This is a genomic window from Nocardia heshunensis, assembly GCF_054782115.1.
In genome coordinates, this window is sequence record NZ_BAAGTC010000007.1 from 281,320 (window position 1) to 300,151 (window position 18,832).

Below are 18,832 nucleotides of genomic sequence, written 5' to 3' on the forward strand. Positions count from 1 at the left end.
GGATCAGTCGGTCGTTCAGCCGCGCAGCCGCTCGAGCAGTCGCAGCGCGGTGTCGAGGGTCGCGTCGACGGTGTCGGTGACGTAGAGCAGGTCGATGAAGAAGTCGTCGAATCCGGTGTCGGCGGCGACGGTTTCGATGGTGGTGGCGATGAGTTCGAGGTCGGTGCCCGCGGCCACGTTCACCCGCAGCACGGTGTCGATGGCCTGCGGGTCGCGCCCGGCTTCGACGGCGGCCTCGTCGATGATCGCGCGCAGCTTCAGCAGCTGCTTGCCCCAACCGGGCGGGCCCGGCACCGGGACCACGGGCAGCCAGCCGTCGCCGCGTCGCCCGATGCGCGCCAGCCCGGCCGGGCTGAACGCGCCCAGATAGAACGGCGGGTGCGGCTGCTGCACGGGTTGCAGTTCGCTGCGATGTTCGGGCACGTGCACGTACCGGCCCGTGTATCCGGCCGGGTCGGTGGTCCAGATGGCTTGCAGCGCATCGAGGGTCTCGTCCAGGCGCGCCCCGCGCTGCGTGAACGGCACACCGGCGGCCGCGTACTCCTCCGGCGACCACCCGATCCCGAATCCCGGAATCAGCCGCCCCTCGCTGACCACGTCGAGCGTGGTGAGCGCTCGCGCGAGATGCGCGGGCCGATGCAGCGGCGCGATCAGCACATTGGTGCCCAACCGCACCCGCTCGGTCACCGCCGCCGCGATCCCCAGCAGCAGGAACGGGTCGAGCACGGAATTGAATTCGTCGGGAATGGTGTCCTTGCCGCCGTATCCGACGCTGGGATTGGTGGCCGCCAGCAACCGTTCACCCACCCAGAGGCTGTCGGCCCCGGCCTGTTCGAGGGCGGCGGCGTAGTGGGCCACGCGCGCGCCCTCCCGAGCCTGCGGACCGTACTGCGGAAGCGAGAACCCGATTTTCACTACTCCGTGATACCAGACGCGGAATTTTTCCTGGTGTGGCGGCCTCCGACAGGATGGGTCGGGTGGGAGACAACAAGGAACGCATGCTGGCCGGAGAGCTCTACCGCGACAACGACCCGGAACTGGTCGCCGAACGCCTGCGCTGCGGGCGACTGCTCGACACCTTCAATGCGACTCGCGCCGGGGAGGACGAGCAGCGGCGCGCGGTGCTCGAGGAATTGCTCGCGGAGATCGGGGAGGGGTCGTGGATCATGCCGCGGTTCCAGTGCGACTACGGGTCGCTGATCCGGTTGGGCCGCAACAGCTTTCTCAACTACGACGCGATCGTCATGGATTGCGCGCCGGTGACCATCGGTGACGATGTATCGATCGGGCCGCGCGCCCAATTGCTGACCGCGCTGCATCCGATGACCGACCACGCGTTGCGCCGTCAGCGCTGGGAGACCGCCGCGCCCATCACGATCGGTGACAATGTGTGGCTCGGCGGCGGGGTGATCGTGTGCCCGGGGGTGACGATCGGCGCGAACACCGTCGTCGGCGCGGGCAGCGTCGTCACCCGCGACCTGCCCGAAAAAGTATTCGCCGCAGGCAATCCCGCCCGCGTCATCCGAACCCTCTGACCTCACCCGCTTACCCTCCTCGGTGCGGTGCGGTGCGGTGCGGTGCGGTGCGGTGCGGTGCGGTGCGGTGCGGTGCGGTGCGTGCTGACGGCGATCCTGGCTGTCGTGATCGGCGGCGCAACCGGCCGCCGTCAGGGCAATCGGAGGGCGCGAATTACTCGGGCAGGCCGACCAGTTCGGCGCACAACCGGTGCAGGCGCGTGGCGGCGGCGTCGTCCTGCGCGGCGGGCGTGGGTGCGGTGACCCGGTTGCGTTGGAAGTAGCAGCCGGAGACCGCGGCCACATCCGGATCGTTCGCCAGATACGTGAGCGTCTGCCCGCCTTGCTCGGGGGTCGTCATGAACACGCGTTTGCCGACGGCGAGGGCGGGGCGGGCGAACCAGGGCGCGGAATCCCAGATGCCGGTGGCGACCACGCCGGGGTGGAAGGCGTTGGCGCTGACCCGGGTTCCGGCCAGCCGCCGCGCCAGATCGCGCACGTAGAGGATGTTGGCGAGTTTGGCGCGCCCGTAGGCGGCGGCGCCGGTGTAGCCGTGGCGCAGTTGCGGGTCGTCGAGGTGCAGGCTGGCGCCGTGGTGCATGGTCGAGGAGGTGAACAGGATGCGGGCGGGTGCGCTGTCGCGCAGCAGATCCAGCAGCAGTTCGGTGAGCAGGAATCCGGCGAGGTGGTTGACGGCGAAGGTGGCCTCGAGCCCGTCGGGGGTTTCGGTGCGGTGGTAGTAGAAGCCGCCCGCGTTGTTGGCCAGCACGTCGAGGCGGTCGCAGCGGGCGCGCACGGTGTCGGCGAGGGCACGGACCTCGTCCAGGTGCGAGAGGTCGCACGGCAGGGCGTCGATGTCGGCGTCGGTGTTCGCACGCACGGATGCGGCTGCGGCGTCGAGCTTTTCGTGGTCGCGGCCGACGAGCAGCAGGCGGTGTCCCGCGGCGGCGAGCTGGTGCGCGGCGGCCAATCCGATGCCGGAGCTGGCTCCCGTGATCAGCATGGTCTTCATGCCCGGCCAGCCTGCCACACCTGCGCGGCGCTGTCGCGGCGCCCGATGCCTTCGATCGTGATGCTGATCTCGTGAAAGACACTGTCGTGCACCAACTGTGACACCTGGTCGGCTGCACGAACCGAACCGGTGAAATCGTGCGGAATACCAAGTGACAGCACACCATCCGGCCCGTACCGTCTGAGACAGACGCCCGCGTGGTGGCGGGCGGTCCCGGCAAAGGAGCCGACCATGGCGCACCCGCACGAACTCTCCACCCCGCCCGCACCTTCCGCGCCCGGCCTGCCGCCCAACGCGCGCTTCGACATCGGGCCCGCCCGCCACCCGCGCGTGCATCTGCAGCGCGGCGTCGGGATCCGATTGAGCGACGGCACCATCCTGTCGGCGGACATCACCCGGCCCGCCGATCGGCGCGGGCGCGCGGTCACCGAGGCGCTGCCCGCGGTCATCACTCTCACCCCGTACAACAAGACGCTGATGACGCGCGCCAATCCGCTCATCGACGCCGTCACGGCCGCCGGGCCGCTGGTCTACCGGTTCGTAGCGCCCTCGGCGCATGGACGTGCGGGTGGTCGGGAGATGCTGCGTGCGCTCGGTGGTGGTGCGCTGGAGTCGGTGCGCGCCAACCGGACTCTCATTGCGCGGGGTTATGTGCATGTCGCGGTGGATGTGCGCGGTACCGGCACGTCCACCGGCCGCCTGGAGATCATGTCCGCGCGTGAACAGCGCGATCATCTCGAGGTGCTGGCCTGGGTGCGTGCACAGCCGTGGTGCAACGGGGATCTCGCCATGACCGGCATCTCCTACCTCGCGCTGACCGCGCTGCAGACCGCCGGGCATCGTCCCGAAGGGCTCAAAGCCGTGTTCGCGCTGGTCGGTTCGGAGGATCCGACCCGGGATCTGATTCTCACCGGCGGCAGCCAGTCCACGTTCACGCTGGCGTGGCTGGCGGCGGTCAACGGCGGCAAATGGCTGCCCTCGATTCCGGGGCTGCTGAAGTCCGGTGCCGCCGTGCGCTATCTGCGCGACCGGCTGGCCAGTCCGTTCACCCGGCTCACCGATATGGCCGCGGTCATGGTCGATGAGCAGCATCCCGAGCACTTCTATCACGCCGATGCGCGAGCCCGCCGCCCCCGCCTCGAGCAGGTCACCGCCGCCACCTGGATTCATGCCGGTTGGCACGACGTGTTCGCTCGTTCCACCACGGGTCTGCATCAGCGGCTGCGATTGCCCGGTGGCGCAGCGCAGCTCGTGGTCGAGGACAGCTATCACGTGGGTCCCGGCACCGGGTTCGGTACCGCCGATCATCCGCAGCGCCTCGATGAACTGCAGTGCGCGTTCTTCGACCGGTGGGTCAAGGGCATCGACAACGGGATCGATGCTTACGGTCCGGTGACCGTGCGTCAGCTCGGCGGGGGCTGGGTCAGTCGCGAGCACTATCCGCACCCGCAAGCCCGCGCGCATCGCTGGTATCTGTCTCGGCAGCCCAGCGGGGCCGCCCCGCACGCCGCGCACGATGGCTCCCTACGAAACCGACCCGACCGGTACGGCGCTCGAATCCGATTGCCGCGCAAGCGTCCCGGTATCGCCTCGCAGACCAGCACATGGCTGCTGATGGGGTTGCCCACCTTCCTGGGCCGCGACTGGTCGATCGATGATCGCGCGCACGAGGCCGCCGCGGTCACCTTCACCGGGGATGCGCTCGATCACGATCTGTTGATCTCGGGTCCGATCACTCTGCATCTGCGGGCCAGTGCGGCGGGGACGGAAGCGTTCTGGGCGGTCACCGTCACCGATGTCGCGCCCGACGGCACGTCCACCGTGCTGTGCCGTGGCGCGCTGCGGTCCACGCGGCGCGCGGTGGACGAGGCGGCGGGCGGCTATCACGACGGCGTGCTGCTGGCCCCGGTGCACCCGCTGACCGCGGAGTCGGTGCTGCCGGTGAAACCCGGTGTGCCCCACGATCTCGACATCGACCTCACCCCGACCGAGGCGATCGTGCGTGCCGGTCATCGGTTACGTGTCGCCGTTGCCCGCACCAGCTGGCCGCGCTACTTCCTGACCCCCGCGGTCACCCGTCACATCGCCGACCAGCACATCGTGCTGGATCCCGAGCAGCCCGGCCACCTCGGCTTCCTTGCCCTCCCGCTCGGTGCGGAGCTGCCCGGCGCGTCCTAGCGAGAACCCGCCACCGGTCGCGAACACGCTGTGGCGCAAGGTCACAGCCCGTACCGTTGATCCATGGAGCCGGTACTGGTCACCGGTGCCGCCGGGGGGCGCGATGGATCCACCGGCCGGCATCTCACCGCACAACTGCTCGGCCGCGGCATCCCGGTGCGTGCTCTCGTGCACACCGACGACGTGCGTGCCACCGTGTTGCGGGCGCTCGGCGCGGAGGTCGTGGTCGGTGACATCCGTGACCTCGCGGTGCTGCGGGCGGGGATGGCGGGTGTGCGCAGCGCCTACTTCACCTACCCGGTGGTGGACGGATTGCTCGACGCGGCCGGTGCTTTCGCCGTCGCCGCCCGCGAGGCCGAGGTCGAGCGGGTGGTTGCGGTGTCCCAGCTCGCCGCGGGACCGCAGGCGTTGACGCCGCGCATGCGTCAGCACTGGGTGGCCGAGCAGATCCTGGACTGGGCCGACATCGGCGCGATTCACCTGCGCGCGGCCGTCTTCCACGAGAACCTGGCCCGCATCGCCAACACCGGAACGGCTGCGACGCTGGCCCTGCCGATGGGTGCGGCCACCACCGAACTGCCGTTGGTCGCCGCCTCCGATGTGGCGCGCGTGGCCGCCGCCCTGCTGGGCGATCCGGAACTCGAGGCCGATCCGGTGCTGTTGCTGACCGGTGATGTGGTGTCCATCGGTACTGCCGCGCGCACGCTCGGCCGTACCTACCGCGACCTGGACCCGGATGCGTGGCAGCGGTGGGCGTTGCAGTTCTACGGCAGCGCGCATGCGGCCGAGCATCTGTCGAAGCTGTGGGAGATCTTCCGGGTGCTCGGGGAGGGGACCGGGCTCTACCAGGTGACTGCGGCGATCGAGAAGATCGGCGGGCACCCGCCGATCACGCTGGCAGACTTCGCCATCCACCGGCCGGTGCATTGACGGCGACTGATCCCAGGGACTGAGTGACTGGGCTGAGTGACTGGACCGCGCCGGGTAGAGAGCGCCAGAGTGGGGAGCGCGGGGCAGAGAGCGCGGGGGTGAGAGCGGGTCTCGGACCGGGGGGCTTTCCAGGCTCAGCGCAGCGATGGACCTCAGCGCAGCGGCGGAACCTCAATGCAGCGGCGGAATCTCCGCGAGGCTGGAATAGACGTGCTTGCCCATTGTGCGTGCCGAGGCGACCATGCGATCCGCGCCTTCGGACGGGCCACCGATCCGCAGGACCGCATCGCAGCGGGCCAGCAGCTGCTCGGCGATGGGGTGAAAGATCTCCTCGTAGACCGGATCGCCGTGCCGGGTGCTGCCTGCGGTTTCCAGCAGGGGCAGTGCGAGGGCTTCACCGGTGACGGGAAGATGCCCGGCGCGGAAGAGGGTCAGCGCGGTCTCGTTCATGGCGCGCACGTTCGCGGCCAGTTTTGCGGGATCGTCTCCGGTGCCCGAGCGGTACGGGCCCGCCACCAGGATCATCTGTGCAGTCGACATGGCAACTCCTTCGGTACTGGATGACAGCGCATTCGGTTCAGACCGAATGCACAAGGACGCCGGCTTCTCGCAGTGCGTCGAGGGTGTGTGGTCCGGTCGGGTGGATCGCCGGGTCGGAAGCCGAACGGTCGGTCACGAATTCGTGTGCGGCCGCCAATCCGGCGACCTGGCTGAAGGCGCGCACCCCGAGCTTGGTGGCGTCGGCGACGGCGATCACGCGCGCGGACTGGGCGATGCCCGCCTGTTTGACGGCGGCATCGTCGAGGGAGAATTCCGACCAGCCGTAGTCGGCGTGCACGCCGCCGATCGACATCACGAACACGTCGAAGGCCAGCGACTCGAGGGCGCGTAAAGCCAAGGGGCCGACCAGGGATTGTTCACCCGGACGCGCCCGGCCACCGGCGATCAGCAGGTCGATCTGTGGCTGATCGGCCAGGCACACGGCGGTCTGCAGGCTCAACGCCGTCACCGACAGCGGGACGCGGGTGGTGAGTGCCTTCGCCACGTGCACGGTGGTGGTGCCCGCGTCCAGCAGCACTCGGGAACCCGGTGCGATCAGCTCGGCGACCGCTGCGCCGAGTCGATCCTTGACCGCGGCCGACCAGTCGGCACGATCGGCGAAAGCGCCCGCGCCGGTGTGGGATCGGGTCGCGACCGCACCCCCGTGCACCCGCCGCACCAGGTCGCGCCGCTCCAGCGTGTCCAGGTCCCGGCGCACCGTCATCTCCGAAACACCCAGGCGCGCAGCCAGTTCCGCTACCGAGGCGCGATCGGTGCCCTGTACCAGGCGCAGCGTGACATCCAAGCGTTCGGCAGCATCCACCCCACAGTTCTAACATTCTTGTGTTCGAATGAACAGAGTTGAGTTCGAGTTGTTGGCTGCCTTTACCTCCCGGGTAATGGCTTGCGGTAGTGACTGGTTCGTAGGATCGGCTGCATGGCGACACTCACGGCAGGCGACCTCCTGCGACACTGGCGCACCACCCGCCGACTGAGCCAACTCGAACTCGCCGGTCGCGCCGAGACCTCGACCCGCCACCTGAGCTTCATCGAGACCGGCCGCGCCACCCCCAGTCGCCACATGCTGCTGCACCTGTCCGACGAACTCGATATCCCGCTGCGCGAACGCAATCGCATGCTCCTGGCCGCCGGTTACGCCCCCGTCTATGCCGAACCCGCCCTCGACAACCCGGCCATGACTCCGATTCGCGAGGCGCTGCGCCAAATCCTCACCGGCCTGGAACCGCATCCCGCGCTCGCCATCGACGCCGGCTGGACCATGGTCGACGCCAATGCGGGCATTGCCGTGTTCCTCACCGGCATCGACCCGGCCTTGCTCACCCCGCCGATCAACGCGCTGCGCCTCACCCTGCACCCTGACGGCATGGCCTCCCATATCGTCAACCTCGCCGAATGGCGGGGCCACATTTTCGAACGCCTGCAACGCCAGATCGACGTCACCGGCTCGCCCGAACTCATCGCCCTGCTGCACGAGTTGCGGGCCTACCCCGGCGGCGAGGAGCCCCCCGGCCTCCCCGACCCCGACCAGGCCGTGGTCCCCCTCCGCCTGCGCCTCGACGACCAGGAACTCGTGTTCCTCAGCGTCACCACCGTTTTCGGCACCCCGATGAACGTCACCGTCGCCGAACTGGCCATCGAAGCCTTCCTCCCCGCCGACGCCACCACCGCCGCCATCCTGCGTGACCGCCTCGCCGTAGGCTGACTCCCCGTGCACCCCGACCTCGACCTCGAGAACCTCCGCTCGGTCCTGTCCTGCGTTTTCGAGAAGCTCGGCGCCGAAAGCCTCACCGAACCCGACCGCATCGACCTGGAATCCCGCGCCGAAGTCGTCCAAGACCAGATCGACGCCATCCAGTACGCCGACGGCGCCGAGGCGCAATAGTCACCCGCCCTTCGGTGATCACCGCAGCGGCTTGAGCTTCACGCCGCGTGCATGTTTAGCGTCGAGGTGCCGGATCCGCCGGCCGAGTTCGATGCAGGAGGACGGGTGTTCTGGACTGTCGCCGAGATTGCCCGCCTCTCCGGCGTGACACCCCGCACGCTGCGCTACTACGACGAGATCGGGCTGCTGTCGCCCGCCGGTGTCCGCAGCAACGGGTATCGCGTGTATCAGCAGGAGCAACTGTTGCGGTTGCAGCAGATTCTCGTGCTGCGGGAGTTGGCTATGCCGCTCGAGGCCATCGCGGCGATTCTCGACGGGCAGACCGACCACCTGCAGGCGCTGCGCGAGCAGCACGCGCGGGTGATCGGCAAACGTGACCGTCTCGCTCGGGTGGCAGACACGCTGGCTCGCACCATCGAGGAACTCGAGACACAGAGGGGAACAGGACCCGTGAGCGAAATCAGCAGGCCGGAAAACCTTTTCGAAGGTTTCGACCCGACCCGATACGAGGCGGTGCACAGCGACGACTGGCCCGACCGGAACCAGGCCCTCCAGCGATCACAACGGTTCATCGACTCGCTCACCGCCGAGGACATCGAGCGACTGCAACGAGAAACCACCGCGGCAATGATCCGGATGGCCGACTACATGGCCGCCGAGACAGCGGTCACCGACCCGTCCGTCCAGACGGAGATCGAAACGGCATACCAACTCCTGCGCGCGAGCTGGAACCCCGACGCTCGTGCCTTCAAAGCTCTGGCGCGTACCTACGACGATCCGGCCCACGCCGAAAATTTCGACCGTATCGCCGTCGGGCTCGCAAGGTACTACCGCGACGCGATGCTGGTCTTCGCCGACACCCGCCTCACCTGACAGCGACGGCACGCACTGCGAACAGACACGCCGCCGATCAGTCGATTGCCTATCGGTGTGCGATCAAGGCGTCGGTGAACCATTGGAAGGCAGGCAGGCTCGGCTCTTCGGGTGTGTGGCCGTTGAGCAGGCTCAGCAGCTGCCAGTACCTTTCGATCCGTGGGTCGGTGACGGTATCGAGCCAGGCGACGAGTGAGATCTGTTCGGTCCCAGGCAAGTCCGTCGGAACGATGCGGTTCAGGGTGATTCGGCCCTGTTCGGATTCGGGTGCGATACCGGCGGCGACGGCATGGCCTGCGTGTTCGATCACCAAGGGGCGGATGGTGAGTCCGAACTCGATGCGGTTGTCGGTTGCGTTGTCGGTGATGCCGTGGCGCAGTGCCTGGTCGAAGCCTTCGTCGGAGACCAGTTCGGCCAATTCCAGCCAGGCGTCGACCTGTTCGACCGACGGTTCGTCGGGGAGGGCGGTGGGCAGCTCGCGCATGAACTCCGCGATGACCAGGGTGTCCTCGTCCTCTACCCCGGCGAACACTCGATCGACGAAGCCGTCGATGGTCTGCTGGCGTTCCCGCGCGGACAGCTGCGCCAACTTGTGGATCAAGGTCATCTCCTGCGTGGATGTGCCGCGCTTGGCGGCGGTGCTCAACACGGCTCGGCTCAGCCGCAACGACCGGATTTGCGTGTCCAGGGCACGCACGTGTGTTTCGGCGACCTCGGCCAGGGTGGCCTGCTGCTCCAGGACGCGATGGACCGTCGGCAGATCCAGGCCCAGTTGCCGGAGTGTGTGAATCAGTTCGATGCGCTCGACCGCGGCGGCATCGAAAAGCCGGTAGCCGCCGGGTGAGCGCGCTACCGGAGATACGGCTGCGATATCGGACCAGAACCGGATCGTGCGGGCCGACAACCCGGTTCGCTGGGCCAGCTGGCCGATCGTGAACAGCTCGGTGTTTTCGTGCATGGCATCAACCTGCACCTTCCACCCACTGTCAGGTCAACTGGAAAGAACGTTGGGCGTGTATTCGACCAATTGGATGCGGCCGTCGAAGGTGCGGTGGTCGGTCATGTCGAGGGCAATGTCGGGGTAACCGTCGTAGATGCGTTCCGCGCCGGTGGCGCCCGTGATCACCGGGAACATCACCACCCGAAATCGGTCGACGAGTCCGGCCCGCAGCAGCGAACGGCACAGGCTCAGACTGCCGATGGTGCTGAGCAGCCCCGAACCGCTGGACTTCATCGCGTGGACCGCCTCGACGGCGTCGCCGCGCACGAGCGTGGAATTGGCCCATGCCAGTGGCTCTTCCAGGGAGGAGGAGAACACCACCTTCGGCGCTCGGGTGAGCTGGTCGACCGAATCGGCTTCTTCGGGTCGGAACTCGTCTTGGCCGGTGGGGACCGTGCCCGCGGCGAAGCCCGACATGAGCCGGTAGGTGTTGGCTCCCATCAGGTGGGTGGCCTCGGGCTGCTTTCCGAGCCAGGCGAGATACTCCGGGCCCTCCAAACCCCAGAACCCGGGCCATCCTTCTCCCGAGGCATAGCCGTCGAGGGAGGTGATGAAGTCGACGAGCAGCTCCGCCATGGCGGTGTCCCTTCGCAATCGCACGGAATGTGTTCGGCCGCTTGTCATTTACCCGCACGACAGCTCGATGTGACGCGTCCTTCAAGCCCGGGTGCGACCGTGTGGATCATGCGGATCGAGACGACAGCGCGGACGACGGTGTGGGCTAAGGCTATTGCGGTCACGCTGGCGTTGGTAGCCGCGATCGGACTGATGGTGGGCGGTGGGCGTGTCGAGCCCGTCACGCAGGGCGCGGCGGTCGCGGCCGAGTTGCGGTTGGTCGCCTCGAGCGTGCCGCAACAGGCCTGGACGACACTGGGGTTGATCGACCAGGGCAATTGGCCGCCCTCCGACTGCCCGGGAACCCACGGCGGAACCGTCTGGCAGAACCGCGGCGGCCAACTACCCGAGGGCGTGAACTACCGCGAGTGGGACGTCAACTGCAAGATCCCGGGACAGTCTCGGGATGCCGAACGAATCGTGACGGGTGACGACGGCTCGGCCTGGTACACCGGCGACCACTACGCCACCTTCACCAGAATGCGCTGAACCGTCGTAGCAGTCGGAATCTGCCGCTGTTGACGGCGTCGACGGGTGGGGATGGGTTCCATAGGCGTCGATGTCGCCAATTCGCTTGGCGGCGAGGCAAGATCGACAGGGGCGACGGGTCGGTCGCCGTGGGAACACTGTCGAAGGAGATCGTGATGACGGAAGCGTTCGTGCTCGGTGGTGTTCGGACGCCATTCGCCCGGTACGGCGGCTCGCTGTCGCATATTCGGACCGACGATCTGCTGGGGATGACGATGAAGGGCGCGTGTGAGCGCGTCGGGGTGGGGCTGGATCAGATCGAGGACATTGTGGCGGGGTGCGTGAATCCGGCGCACGAGGGCATGGGTGATGTCGCGCGGTGGGCGACGCTGGCGGCGGGATTCCCCGACACGGTCGCGGGGGCGACGATCAACCGGTTCTGTGGGTCGTCGCTGAGCGCGACCGTCAATGTCGCGCATGCGATCAAAGCCGGAGACCTGGGCGTCGGGATCGCCTGTGGCGTCGAATCGATGTCGCGGTCGGGATGGGCGTACATGAAGAGCGAGTCCCCGTTCGGGCCGCGCGGCCCGGTCATCCTGCTCGACACCATGTGGGCGGGCGCGGGCGGACCCGCGAATCCGGCGCTGCTGGCCCGCAACGCCTATATCGGCATGATCGAAACCGCGCAGAACGTCGCCAACCGCTACGGGCTGACCCGCGAGGAAATCGACGCCTTCGCCCTGCGGACACAGCGAAATGCCAAGGCCGCCAGGGACTCCGGGCGGTTGGCCAAGGAGATCATGCCGATCGAGATCGCCGCCACGCGCAAGACCCCCGCGCGACTGTTCGAGCACGATGAATTCATTCGTGACGACACCACCGCTGAGAAACTCGCCGCGCTGCCCCCGCAGCCCGGAACCACGCAGATGACCGCCGCGAACTCGACTCCCCTCACCGACGGTGCCAGTGCACTGGTTTTGGCGTCGGGTGAGCGAGCCTCCGAACTCGGTGTCGAACCGCTCGCGCGCGTGGTGTCCTCGGCGGTCTACGGCATCGACCCGCTCTACATGGGCCTGGCCCCGGCGTGGGCGCTACCGCTGGCCATCAAACGCGCGGGCCTGACACCGCAGCAGATCGACGTGTGGGAAGTCCACGAAGCCTTCAGCGCCCAAGCCCTCGGCGTCCTGCGCGAACTGCCCAACCAGCTCGACGGTTTCGTCATCCCCGACGAGAAACTGACCCCCAACGGCGGCGCGGTAGCCATCGGCCACCCCTTCGGCGCCACCGGAGCCCGCTACGTCCTCACCCTCGCCACCGAACTGCGCGAACGCAACGCCCGCTACGGCGCGATCGGCGTCTGCATCGGCTCCGGCCAGGGCGTCGCCATCGTCCTGGAAAACCCCGCCGCCGCATAACCGATCGCCGCGCGGTGCCGGAGCAGGCGGATCAGCGTCCGAACCACCGCTCCAGCACCAGCGCGGCGCCATCGTCGTCGACGTCGGCGGTCACCTCGTGCGCGACCGCCAGGACAGCATCCACGGCGTTTCCCATGGCCACCGCATGACCTGCCCAGGAAAGCATTTCGACGTCGTTGAAGCCGTCACCGATCGCGAGTGTGGCCTCGCGGGGGACGCCGAGCCGCTGCCGTAACCGCTCCAACGCCCAGCCCTTGGAGACGCCCCGCGGGGAGACGACGATCCGGGGTTCGTCCTCACCGTGCACCCATTCCGCGCCGGGCAGGGCACGTCCATCCAGCGCCTCGAGCAGCGCGTCGAGGGTGCCGCCCGGCCAGAATCCGTGCAGCCGCGACGTCGGTTCGCTGCTGAGTCCCTCGAGGTCCACGACACGGAACCTGCCCAGCCACGGACCCGCTGACTCCGGCACGGTGGACCAGGTGCCGACACCGGCCTTCTCGACCGAGAACACCATCTCCGGGAACACCGAACGCAATTCCCGCACAACCGGTTTCGGGTCGAAGGTATGCAGGTCGACTATTCGCCGGTTCGAAACATCCACCCGCACCGCGCCGTTCGAACAAATCGCCTGGCCTTCGCGCAATCCGAGGTCATCGAGCACCGGCCGCGTCGCCAGCACCGTCCGTCCCGTCGTGATGACCACGTTCGCCCGCGCGGCCGCAGCTCGCACCGCATCTCGCACCCGCGCACTGATCCGCCCGTTGCCGCCGAGAATCGTCCCGTCCACATCGACTGCGATCAATCGCGGCCGAACATCCTGCCCCATCGGGACATTCTCACCCGTCGCGGCGTCGGCGCGAATCCATCGCCTGCCGACTAGTCGGTCCGCGCGGGCTGTTCATACCGCACAATCAGAGTTCATGGACGTGCCCGCGCATCTCACCCGGCTGACCGGCACGCCCATCACCCGGTTACAGCATCTCGGGCATCGTCATGCGTGGACGCTGCATCGGGCCGAGGCCGCCGATGGGCGGGAGCTGTTCGTGAAAGTGGTGGGTGACGGCGACGCTTCCGGTGTGCTCACCGCTGAGGCCGCGGGGCTGCGCTGGTTAGCGGACGGGCACGCCGAGCTGATCGTGCCTGTGCTGGCGGCCGATTCGCATATGCTCGTGCTGCCGTGGCGGCCGAGCGAATCCGCGAGTCCCGCCGCAGCTGAACGCCTCGGCGGCGCACTCGCTGCCCTGCATACCAGCGGTAGTGGGACCTACGGTGCGAGCTGGAACGGTCATATCGCTACCCTGCCGCTCGACAACACCCCGCACACGGGGGAGTGGGCCTCCTGGTACGCCGGACACCGCCTCGCCCCTTATCTGCCCGCCGCCGCGGCGGAACTCGGCCGGGATGGGATTCGCCTGCTGCACCGCGTCATCGACCGCATCGAGAGCCTTGCCGGACCGGCCGAACCGCCTGCCCGCATTCACGGCGACCTCTGGTCCGGCAACATCCTGTGGACCGAGCAGCACGCCTTGCTCATCGACCCCGCCGCCCACGGCGGCCACCGCGAAACCGACCTCGCCATGCTCGCCCTCTTCGGCGCACCCCACCTCGACCGCATCCTCTCCGCCTACCAGGAGGCCACACCCCTGAATTCGGGCTGGCGCCAACGCATTCCCCTGCATCAACTGCACCCGCTGCTCGTCCACGTCGTGCTGTTCGGTGGCTCGTATCGCGGGATGCTGCTGGCGGCCGCTGCCTCGGCGCTCGCCATATAGCTTTCGGTAGACCGCCGTGCTCATGTGCGGTCGGCTAGGAACCGGCGCTCGGTGACTCCTGGTGTGGCTGCTGTCGATTCGGCGCTGGGACCAGATCCATGCGCAGGTACTCGGTGATGCGCAGCAGCTTCGGGGGATGATCCTTCGCCAGTAGCACGGGCAGCGCTTCGGCCGCGGAGACCAGGCGGGGTGCGGTGAGTTCCAGGTCGCGGCCGTCGATCCGCAACTCTGCCCGCCCGGCGGCGAGGACGTTGCGGACCCAGTCGGAACCGGCGCCGTAGACCAGGATGAACAGATAGCCGCCCTCGACGGGGTAGGCGTCGAGCGGCGTGCGGTAGATGGTTCCGGAGGCGCGGCCCACGTGGGTGACGACCGGCCACTTGCCGCCTGCCAACGCACGCGGGTTGAAGACGTGTTTGTTGACGTGGCCCCACCATTTCGGCATCGGCATGAGATCTCCTCGATCAACTTACGAGTGTAAGGCTGACTTACGTCTGTAAGGATGGCTTACAGTTGTAAGCCTGTCAATGCAGGCAACAAGGAGACGCCATGACCCGACCCGCCCTCACCAGGCAGCGAGTACTCGACGCCGCCATCCGGGTCGCCGACAACGGGGGAGCCGACGCCATCACCATGCGGCGGGTCGCACAGGAACTCGGCGTGGAAGCGATGTCGCTCTACCACCACATCCCCAACAAAGAGGCCCTGCTCGACGGCGTCGTCGACGCCGTCTTCACCGCCATCGAACTCCCCGCCGCACAACAGGATTGGCAAACCGCCATCCGCGCACGCGCCGAATCCGCGCGCACCGTCCTGACTCGGCACCGGTGGGCGCTGGGCCTGCTCGACTCACGCCCCACACCCGGACCAGCCACCCTGCGACACCACGACGCAGTCCTCGGCGTCCTCCACAACGCCGGATTCACCCTCGAACTGGCCGCCCACGCCGTCTCGCTGCTCGACAGCTACATCGGCGGATACGTACTGCAAGAAGCGAATCTGCCCATGACCACACCGTCCGACGTTCGACACGTGGCCGACGGCATCCTCGCCGACCTACCCGACGGCGAACTACCCCACCTCAGGACAATGATCACCGACCACGCCATGCGCCCGGACTACGACCACACCGCCGAATTCGACTTCGGCCTCGACCTCATCATCGACGGCCTCGAAGCACGCCGGAAAGCCGCCACCCAGTAGCCCGGCGAGACAGGGTCAGCCGCCGTACATCAGCGTCTTGACCAGCTTGTCGGGCCAGATATTGCACAACGACTTCACGATGAAGATGTTGGACGGGTTGATCTTCCAGCCGGGCCCGTACGCGGCGACCAACGAGTTCAAGACCGACGACATCGTCGCCTCGTCGAAATCCTTGTACTGCGAGCACGTCACCGCCGAGGCATCGCCCGCATAGGGAGCCACGGGAGCGCTCGAACTACTGGGCGGCGTCGCCCGCGCACTGGACGACGGGGGCGCTGCAGTCGTGGTGCGGGGCGCGCTGGTTCGCGATGCCGTCTCGGGCGCCGCCTGCGGGTGGCCATCCGTGGTGCTGCTGCACCCGATCACACCCACTGCGGCCGTCACGGCCATCGGCAACAGAAATAGTCGCGCGCGAACACGGAAAATGCGCTCGGACATGTGGTTCCCTCCCAAACATCACCGGACCTGAGCATGCCCGACCAAACCGGACCCGCCCAGCGTAGTGCGGGTACCACCCGACACCGCGGAGGCTGGGGGACAACCCGGAGCCGCACACCAGCCCAACGCAGGATGCGCGACGCCACCCGGCGGAATTACCGTTTCCACCATGACCTCGACCGTCCAGAAGCAACACACCCGCGCTGCACTCCTCGGCGCGCTCGGCCTGACGGTCGCCCTCACCGCATGCGGCAACGCACACACCCCATCCGCGGCCATCACCACGCCCACGCTCAGCTGGCAGGCTTGCCCAGCCGCGACCGACGGCAACGCCAGCACACAGGGATTCGACTGCGCCACCGCCGACGTCCCCATCGACTACAGCAAACCCGGCGATGGCGAGTTCCACCTGGCCGTCATCCGACACCCCGCCACCGACATCACCCAGCGCATCGGCGCCCTGTTCTGGAACCCCGGCGGCCCCAGCGACGCCGGCACCCAATACCTCCCCGCCGCCATCAACGGATTCCCCGCCGACGTCCTGCGCCGATTCGACATCGTCAGCTGGGACCCACGCGGCATGGGCGGACGCACCACCCCCGTCCTGCAATGCTTCGACTCCGCCGACGCCGAAGCACAATTCATGACCGGCGCACCGCCACAGGCCCTCCCCGTCACCGACGACCAGATGCGCGCCTTCGTCGACTTCCAGCAACGCCTCAACACCCAATGCACCGCCCACGCCGGCGATCTCGCCACGCACGTCTCCACCGCCGACAACGCCCGCGACCTCGACCTGCTCCGGCAAGCCGTCGGCGACGACAAACTCACCTACTACGGGACCTCCTACGGCACCTTCCTCGGCGCCACCTACCTGCAAATGTTCCCCGGCCACACACGTGCCGCAGTCCTCGACGGCGCCATCGACCCCACCGCCTGGGCCACCGCCACCGACCCGGACCTGAGCACCTTCCTGCGCGCAGGCTCCGACCTCGGCATGGCCGCCACCTTCAAGGAATTCCTGCGCCAATGCGGCCTCGCGGGCACCGCCAAATGCGCCTTCGCCGCCGAGAATCCCGAAGCGACCCAGGCGAAATGGGACGAACTCATGCGCCGCACCGCCGCACACCCCATCACCCTCGACGGAGACAGCGCCGACAACCTCGCCCTGCTCACCAGCGCACAGAGCGCGCTCTACGTCACCACGCCCCTACCCGGATTCGGACGCTTCCCCGGCTGGCCCGCCGTCGGCGACATGATGCAGCAAGCCTGGCAGGCCAGCGGCACCAACGCCCCGGCCAACCCACCTGCCGCCGCGCCGACCCCAGCACCCGCGCCCTCGGCTACGTCGTCGACCCCCACTCCCTCTGTCACCGCGCTGTCGGCCACCCCGTCGTCAGCGCAGACGGCCCCCTCTGCGTATATCACCAGCGTCGGCCGTCAGCGCGCCGTCATCTGCGGTGAAAGCCCCAGTCCTGCAACCGTTGACGCCTATCTGCGCGGCGCGCGCACCTCCTACGACCGCGCGGGATACACGCCCTGGCCGTGGGGCGCGACCTGCCTGGGTTGGAAAGCGAAGGGGGACAACACCTATACCGGGCCCTGGGATCGCGCCGCGTCCACCCCGGTTCTGGTGGTGGGCAATACCTTCGACCCCGCTACCGCCTACGACAGTTCGAAAGCCATGGCCGCCACTCTTCCCGGCGCCCGCCTGCTCACCGTCGACGGCTATGGCCACACCGAACTTCTCAACCCGAGCGCCTGCGCCCAAACCCACATCGCCGCCTACCTCATCGGCGTGACACTGCCCCCGGCGGACACCGTGTGCAAACAGAACAAGGGCCCCTTCGATTAGCGTCGGGGGAGTGCAGCTACTGCGGATCCACCACGTCGCGATCATCGCCACCGACTACGAGCAGTCCAAGGAGTTCTATACAGAGGTGCTCGGGCTGCGGGTGATCGCCGAGCATTATCGGGCCGAAAGGCGCTCGTACAAGCTGGATCTCGCGCTGCCCGACGGCGGGCAACTGGAGCTGTTCTCGTTCCCGTCGCCCCCGCCGCGCCCCTCCCGGCCCGAGGCCGCCGGTCTGCGGCACCTGGCCTTCGCGGTGGCGGATGTGGAGGCGGCGTTGGCCGAGCTGCAGGGGAGGGGAGTGGCGGTGGAGGAGATGCGGGTGGACGAGTACACGGGGAAGCGGTTCGCCTTCTTCGCCGATCCCGACGATTTGCCCATCGAGCTGTACGAGGTCTGAGCGGGATCGACGTCCTCGTGGCGTCCTATTTCGAACATTAGGAAATGGAACTATGCGCATCTACGCATGTTTGTTGCGTTTGGAGAGAAGATCCTGCACTCACCACCGCGCGCACCCTCGCTACCTCACTAATCACCACGAACCTCGAAGAGGGAGGCGGCTATTCGATGCCGCCGGGTCGTCGGATTGGGGGCTCCCATACGATGGGTCGCATGACCAAAGTGCTCCTGAAGACCTCCGCCGGGGACATCACCCTGGAACTGGACGAGGCCAAGGCACCCAAGACCGTCGCGAACTTCGTCGACTACGTCAAGGCGGGCCACTACGCGGACACCGTGTTCCACCGGGTGATCCCGGACTTCATGATCCAGGGTGGCGGCATGACCGCCGATATGAAGCAGAAGTCGGCCCCGAACCAGGTCGAGAACGAGGCCGCCAACGGCCTGAAGAACGACAAGTACACCGTCGCGATGGCGCGTACCTCGGCCCCGCATTCGGCCAGCGCGCAGTTCTTCATCAACACCAGCAACAATGCGTTCCTGAACTACCCGGGCCAGGATGGCTGGGGTTACGCGGTGTTCGGCAAGGTCGTCGACGGCGAGGCCGTCGTGGACCAGATCGGTGCCGTGCGTACCGCGAACAAGGCCGGCCACGGCGACGTGCCGGTCGAGCCCATCACCATCTTCTCCGCCGAGCTGGTCTGAACCACTTTTCCGTAG

The 18,832-nt window shown here is 67.8% G+C and carries 23 protein-coding genes; 13 read left to right on the top strand and 10 right to left on the bottom strand.

The window, feature by feature from the left end; translation table 11 throughout:
- Positions 1-15: 15 nt before the first annotated feature.
- Positions 16-915 carry a TIGR03619 family F420-dependent LLM class oxidoreductase gene (locus ACYVN4_RS24315; RefSeq protein ID WP_460724293.1) on the bottom strand — a complete coding sequence of 300 codons (900 nt, stop codon included), beginning with the start codon at positions 913-915 and terminating at the stop codon, positions 16-18.
- Between the two features lie 62 nt (positions 916-977).
- Between ACYVN4_RS24315 and ACYVN4_RS24320 the strand changes: the two genes are divergently transcribed.
- Positions 978-1,535, top strand: a complete 558-nt coding sequence (locus tag ACYVN4_RS24320; RefSeq protein ID WP_460724294.1) for a sugar O-acetyltransferase — start codon at positions 978-980, stop codon at positions 1,533-1,535.
- Between the two features lie 154 nt (positions 1,536-1,689).
- Here the strand turns inward: ACYVN4_RS24320 and ACYVN4_RS24325 are convergent, their stop codons facing one another.
- A complete protein-coding gene (locus ACYVN4_RS24325; RefSeq protein ID WP_460724295.1) occupies positions 1,690-2,526 on the bottom strand; it encodes an SDR family NAD(P)-dependent oxidoreductase in 837 nt (278 codons plus the stop codon).
- The gene (locus tag ACYVN4_RS24330; RefSeq protein WP_460724296.1) at positions 2,523-2,759 is read right to left on the bottom strand and encodes a hypothetical protein; all 237 of its coding nucleotides are present in this window, start codon (positions 2,757-2,759) and stop codon (positions 2,523-2,525) included. Before ACYVN4_RS24330 ends, ACYVN4_RS24325 begins: the two co-directional genes overlap by 4 nt.
- On the opposite strand from ACYVN4_RS24330, the gene ACYVN4_RS24335 reads away from it, so the two are divergent.
- Both ACYVN4_RS24335 and ACYVN4_RS24340 read left to right on the top strand, forming a co-directional pair.
- Complete coding sequence (locus ACYVN4_RS24335) at positions 2,758-4,704, top strand: CocE/NonD family hydrolase (RefSeq protein ID WP_460724297.1); 1,947 nt, start codon at positions 2,758-2,760, stop codon at positions 4,702-4,704. The two genes, ACYVN4_RS24330 and ACYVN4_RS24335, sit on opposite strands and share 2 nt — an antisense overlap.
- Positions 4,705-4,767: 63 nt before the next feature.
- On the top strand, positions 4,768-5,634 hold the full coding sequence (locus ACYVN4_RS24340) for an NmrA family NAD(P)-binding protein (RefSeq protein ID WP_460724298.1): 867 nt from the start codon (positions 4,768-4,770) through the stop codon (positions 5,632-5,634).
- A gap of 171 nt (positions 5,635-5,805) precedes the next feature.
- On the opposite strand, the gene ACYVN4_RS24345 is transcribed toward ACYVN4_RS24340, so the two are convergent.
- The gene (locus tag ACYVN4_RS24345) at positions 5,806-6,174 is read right to left on the bottom strand and encodes a hypothetical protein (RefSeq protein WP_460724299.1); all 369 of its coding nucleotides are present in this window, start codon (positions 6,172-6,174) and stop codon (positions 5,806-5,808) included.
- Positions 6,175-6,211: 37 nt separating this feature from the next.
- A complete protein-coding gene (locus ACYVN4_RS24350) occupies positions 6,212-6,997 on the bottom strand; it encodes a DeoR/GlpR family DNA-binding transcription regulator (protein ID WP_460724300.1) in 786 nt (261 codons plus the stop codon).
- Positions 6,998-7,111: 114 nt separating this feature from the next.
- Here ACYVN4_RS24350 and ACYVN4_RS24355 point away from each other — a divergent pair, with 114 nt between their 5' ends.
- The 3 genes from ACYVN4_RS24355 (at position 7,112) to ACYVN4_RS24365 (ending at position 8,950) form a co-directional block, all read left to right on the top strand.
- Positions 7,112-7,897, top strand: a complete 786-nt coding sequence (locus ACYVN4_RS24355; protein ID WP_460724301.1) for a helix-turn-helix domain-containing protein — start codon at positions 7,112-7,114, stop codon at positions 7,895-7,897.
- A gap of 6 nt (positions 7,898-7,903) precedes the next feature.
- Positions 7,904-8,077: a hypothetical protein gene (locus ACYVN4_RS24360; protein ID WP_460724302.1), complete on the top strand. Its 174-nt coding sequence runs from the start codon at positions 7,904-7,906 to the stop codon at positions 8,075-8,077.
- Between the two features lie 105 nt (positions 8,078-8,182).
- A complete protein-coding gene (locus ACYVN4_RS24365) occupies positions 8,183-8,950 on the top strand; it encodes a MerR family transcriptional regulator (RefSeq protein ID WP_460724303.1) in 768 nt (255 codons plus the stop codon).
- Positions 8,951-8,999: 49 nt separating this feature from the next.
- On the opposite strand, the gene ACYVN4_RS24370 is transcribed toward ACYVN4_RS24365, so the two are convergent.
- Both ACYVN4_RS24370 and ACYVN4_RS24375 read right to left on the bottom strand, forming a co-directional pair.
- On the bottom strand, positions 9,000-9,908 hold the full coding sequence (locus ACYVN4_RS24370; RefSeq protein WP_460724304.1) for a helix-turn-helix domain-containing protein: 909 nt from the start codon (positions 9,906-9,908) through the stop codon (positions 9,000-9,002).
- Positions 9,909-9,941: 33 nt separating this feature from the next.
- Entirely contained in the window at positions 9,942-10,526 is a 585-nt protein-coding gene (locus tag ACYVN4_RS24375) for a dihydrofolate reductase family protein (RefSeq protein ID WP_460724305.1), read from the bottom strand.
- Positions 10,527-10,634: 108 nt separating this feature from the next.
- Here ACYVN4_RS24375 and ACYVN4_RS24380 point away from each other — a divergent pair, with 108 nt between their 5' ends.
- The gene (locus tag ACYVN4_RS24380) at positions 10,635-11,054 is read left to right on the top strand and encodes a guanyl-specific ribonuclease (RefSeq protein ID WP_460724306.1); all 420 of its coding nucleotides are present in this window, start codon (positions 10,635-10,637) and stop codon (positions 11,052-11,054) included.
- 155 nt (positions 11,055-11,209) lie between these two features.
- Positions 11,210-12,448: a thiolase family protein gene (locus ACYVN4_RS24385; protein ID WP_460724307.1), complete on the top strand. Its 1,239-nt coding sequence runs from the start codon at positions 11,210-11,212 to the stop codon at positions 12,446-12,448.
- A gap of 31 nt (positions 12,449-12,479) precedes the next feature.
- On the opposite strand, the gene ACYVN4_RS24390 is transcribed toward ACYVN4_RS24385, so the two are convergent.
- Positions 12,480-13,274, bottom strand: coding sequence for an HAD family hydrolase (locus ACYVN4_RS24390; protein ID WP_460724308.1), 795 nt, complete (start codon positions 13,272-13,274; stop codon positions 12,480-12,482).
- 94 nt (positions 13,275-13,368) lie between these two features.
- Between ACYVN4_RS24390 and ACYVN4_RS24395 the strand changes: the two genes are divergently transcribed.
- Entirely contained in the window at positions 13,369-14,220 is an 852-nt protein-coding gene (locus ACYVN4_RS24395) for a fructosamine kinase family protein (RefSeq protein ID WP_460724309.1), read from the top strand.
- A gap of 34 nt (positions 14,221-14,254) precedes the next feature.
- Here ACYVN4_RS24395 and ACYVN4_RS24400 read toward each other — a convergent pair whose 3' ends face one another.
- On the bottom strand, positions 14,255-14,671 hold the full coding sequence (locus ACYVN4_RS24400; protein WP_460724310.1) for a nitroreductase family deazaflavin-dependent oxidoreductase: 417 nt from the start codon (positions 14,669-14,671) through the stop codon (positions 14,255-14,257).
- Positions 14,672-14,769: 98 nt separating this feature from the next.
- Between ACYVN4_RS24400 and ACYVN4_RS24405 the strand changes: the two genes are divergently transcribed.
- A complete protein-coding gene (locus ACYVN4_RS24405) occupies positions 14,770-15,423 on the top strand; it encodes a TetR/AcrR family transcriptional regulator (protein ID WP_460724311.1) in 654 nt (217 codons plus the stop codon).
- 15 nt (positions 15,424-15,438) lie between these two features.
- On the opposite strand, the gene ACYVN4_RS24410 is transcribed toward ACYVN4_RS24405, so the two are convergent.
- The gene (locus tag ACYVN4_RS24410; RefSeq protein WP_460724312.1) at positions 15,439-15,861 is read right to left on the bottom strand and encodes a hypothetical protein; all 423 of its coding nucleotides are present in this window, start codon (positions 15,859-15,861) and stop codon (positions 15,439-15,441) included.
- A 169-nt stretch (positions 15,862-16,030) separates the two neighbouring features.
- On the opposite strand from ACYVN4_RS24410, the gene ACYVN4_RS24415 reads away from it, so the two are divergent.
- The 3 genes from ACYVN4_RS24415 (at position 16,031) to ACYVN4_RS24425 (ending at position 18,817) form a co-directional block, all read left to right on the top strand.
- On the top strand, positions 16,031-17,716 hold the full coding sequence (locus ACYVN4_RS24415; protein WP_460724313.1) for an alpha/beta hydrolase: 1,686 nt from the start codon (positions 16,031-16,033) through the stop codon (positions 17,714-17,716).
- Between the two features lie 10 nt (positions 17,717-17,726).
- The gene (gene gloA2 / locus ACYVN4_RS24420) at positions 17,727-18,113 is read left to right on the top strand and encodes an SMU1112c/YaeR family gloxylase I-like metalloprotein (RefSeq protein ID WP_460724314.1); all 387 of its coding nucleotides are present in this window, start codon (positions 17,727-17,729) and stop codon (positions 18,111-18,113) included.
- A 212-nt stretch (positions 18,114-18,325) separates the two neighbouring features.
- Positions 18,326-18,817: a peptidylprolyl isomerase gene (locus ACYVN4_RS24425; RefSeq protein WP_460724315.1), complete on the top strand. Its 492-nt coding sequence runs from the start codon at positions 18,326-18,328 to the stop codon at positions 18,815-18,817.
- Positions 18,818-18,832: the final 15 nt, after the last annotated feature.

Coding starts and splice junctions, on each gene's coding strand:
- ACYVN4_RS24325 (WP_460724295.1), bottom strand. CDS start 2,526: ATGAAGACCATGCTGATCACGGGAGCCAGCTCCGGCATCGGATTGGCC.
- ACYVN4_RS24335 (WP_460724297.1), top strand. CDS start 2,758: ATGGCGCACCCGCACGAACTCTCCACCCCGCCCGCACCTTCCGCGCCC.
- ACYVN4_RS24330 (WP_460724296.1), bottom strand. CDS start 2,759: ATGGTCGGCTCCTTTGCCGGGACCGCCCGCCACCACGCGGGCGTCTGT.
- ACYVN4_RS24340 (WP_460724298.1), top strand. CDS start 4,768: ATGGAGCCGGTACTGGTCACCGGTGCCGCCGGGGGGCGCGATGGATCC.
- ACYVN4_RS24345 (WP_460724299.1), bottom strand. CDS start 6,174: ATGTCGACTGCACAGATGATCCTGGTGGCGGGCCCGTACCGCTCGGGC.
- ACYVN4_RS24355 (WP_460724301.1), top strand. CDS start 7,112: ATGGCGACACTCACGGCAGGCGACCTCCTGCGACACTGGCGCACCACC.
- ACYVN4_RS24370 (WP_460724304.1), bottom strand. CDS start 9,908: ATGCACGAAAACACCGAGCTGTTCACGATCGGCCAGCTGGCCCAGCGA.
- ACYVN4_RS24375 (WP_460724305.1), bottom strand. CDS start 10,526: ATGGCGGAGCTGCTCGTCGACTTCATCACCTCCCTCGACGGCTATGCC.
- ACYVN4_RS24380 (WP_460724306.1), top strand. CDS start 10,635: ATGCGGATCGAGACGACAGCGCGGACGACGGTGTGGGCTAAGGCTATT.
- ACYVN4_RS24385 (WP_460724307.1), top strand. CDS start 11,210: ATGACGGAAGCGTTCGTGCTCGGTGGTGTTCGGACGCCATTCGCCCGG.
- ACYVN4_RS24390 (WP_460724308.1), bottom strand. CDS start 13,274: ATGGGGCAGGATGTTCGGCCGCGATTGATCGCAGTCGATGTGGACGGG.
- ACYVN4_RS24395 (WP_460724309.1), top strand. CDS start 13,369: ATGGACGTGCCCGCGCATCTCACCCGGCTGACCGGCACGCCCATCACC.
- ACYVN4_RS24400 (WP_460724310.1), bottom strand. CDS start 14,671: ATGCCGATGCCGAAATGGTGGGGCCACGTCAACAAACACGTCTTCAAC.
- ACYVN4_RS24405 (WP_460724311.1), top strand. CDS start 14,770: ATGACCCGACCCGCCCTCACCAGGCAGCGAGTACTCGACGCCGCCATC.
- ACYVN4_RS24410 (WP_460724312.1), bottom strand. CDS start 15,861: ATGTCCGAGCGCATTTTCCGTGTTCGCGCGCGACTATTTCTGTTGCCG.
- ACYVN4_RS24415 (WP_460724313.1), top strand. CDS start 16,031: ATGACCTCGACCGTCCAGAAGCAACACACCCGCGCTGCACTCCTCGGC.
- ACYVN4_RS24425 (WP_460724315.1), top strand. CDS start 18,326: ATGACCAAAGTGCTCCTGAAGACCTCCGCCGGGGACATCACCCTGGAA.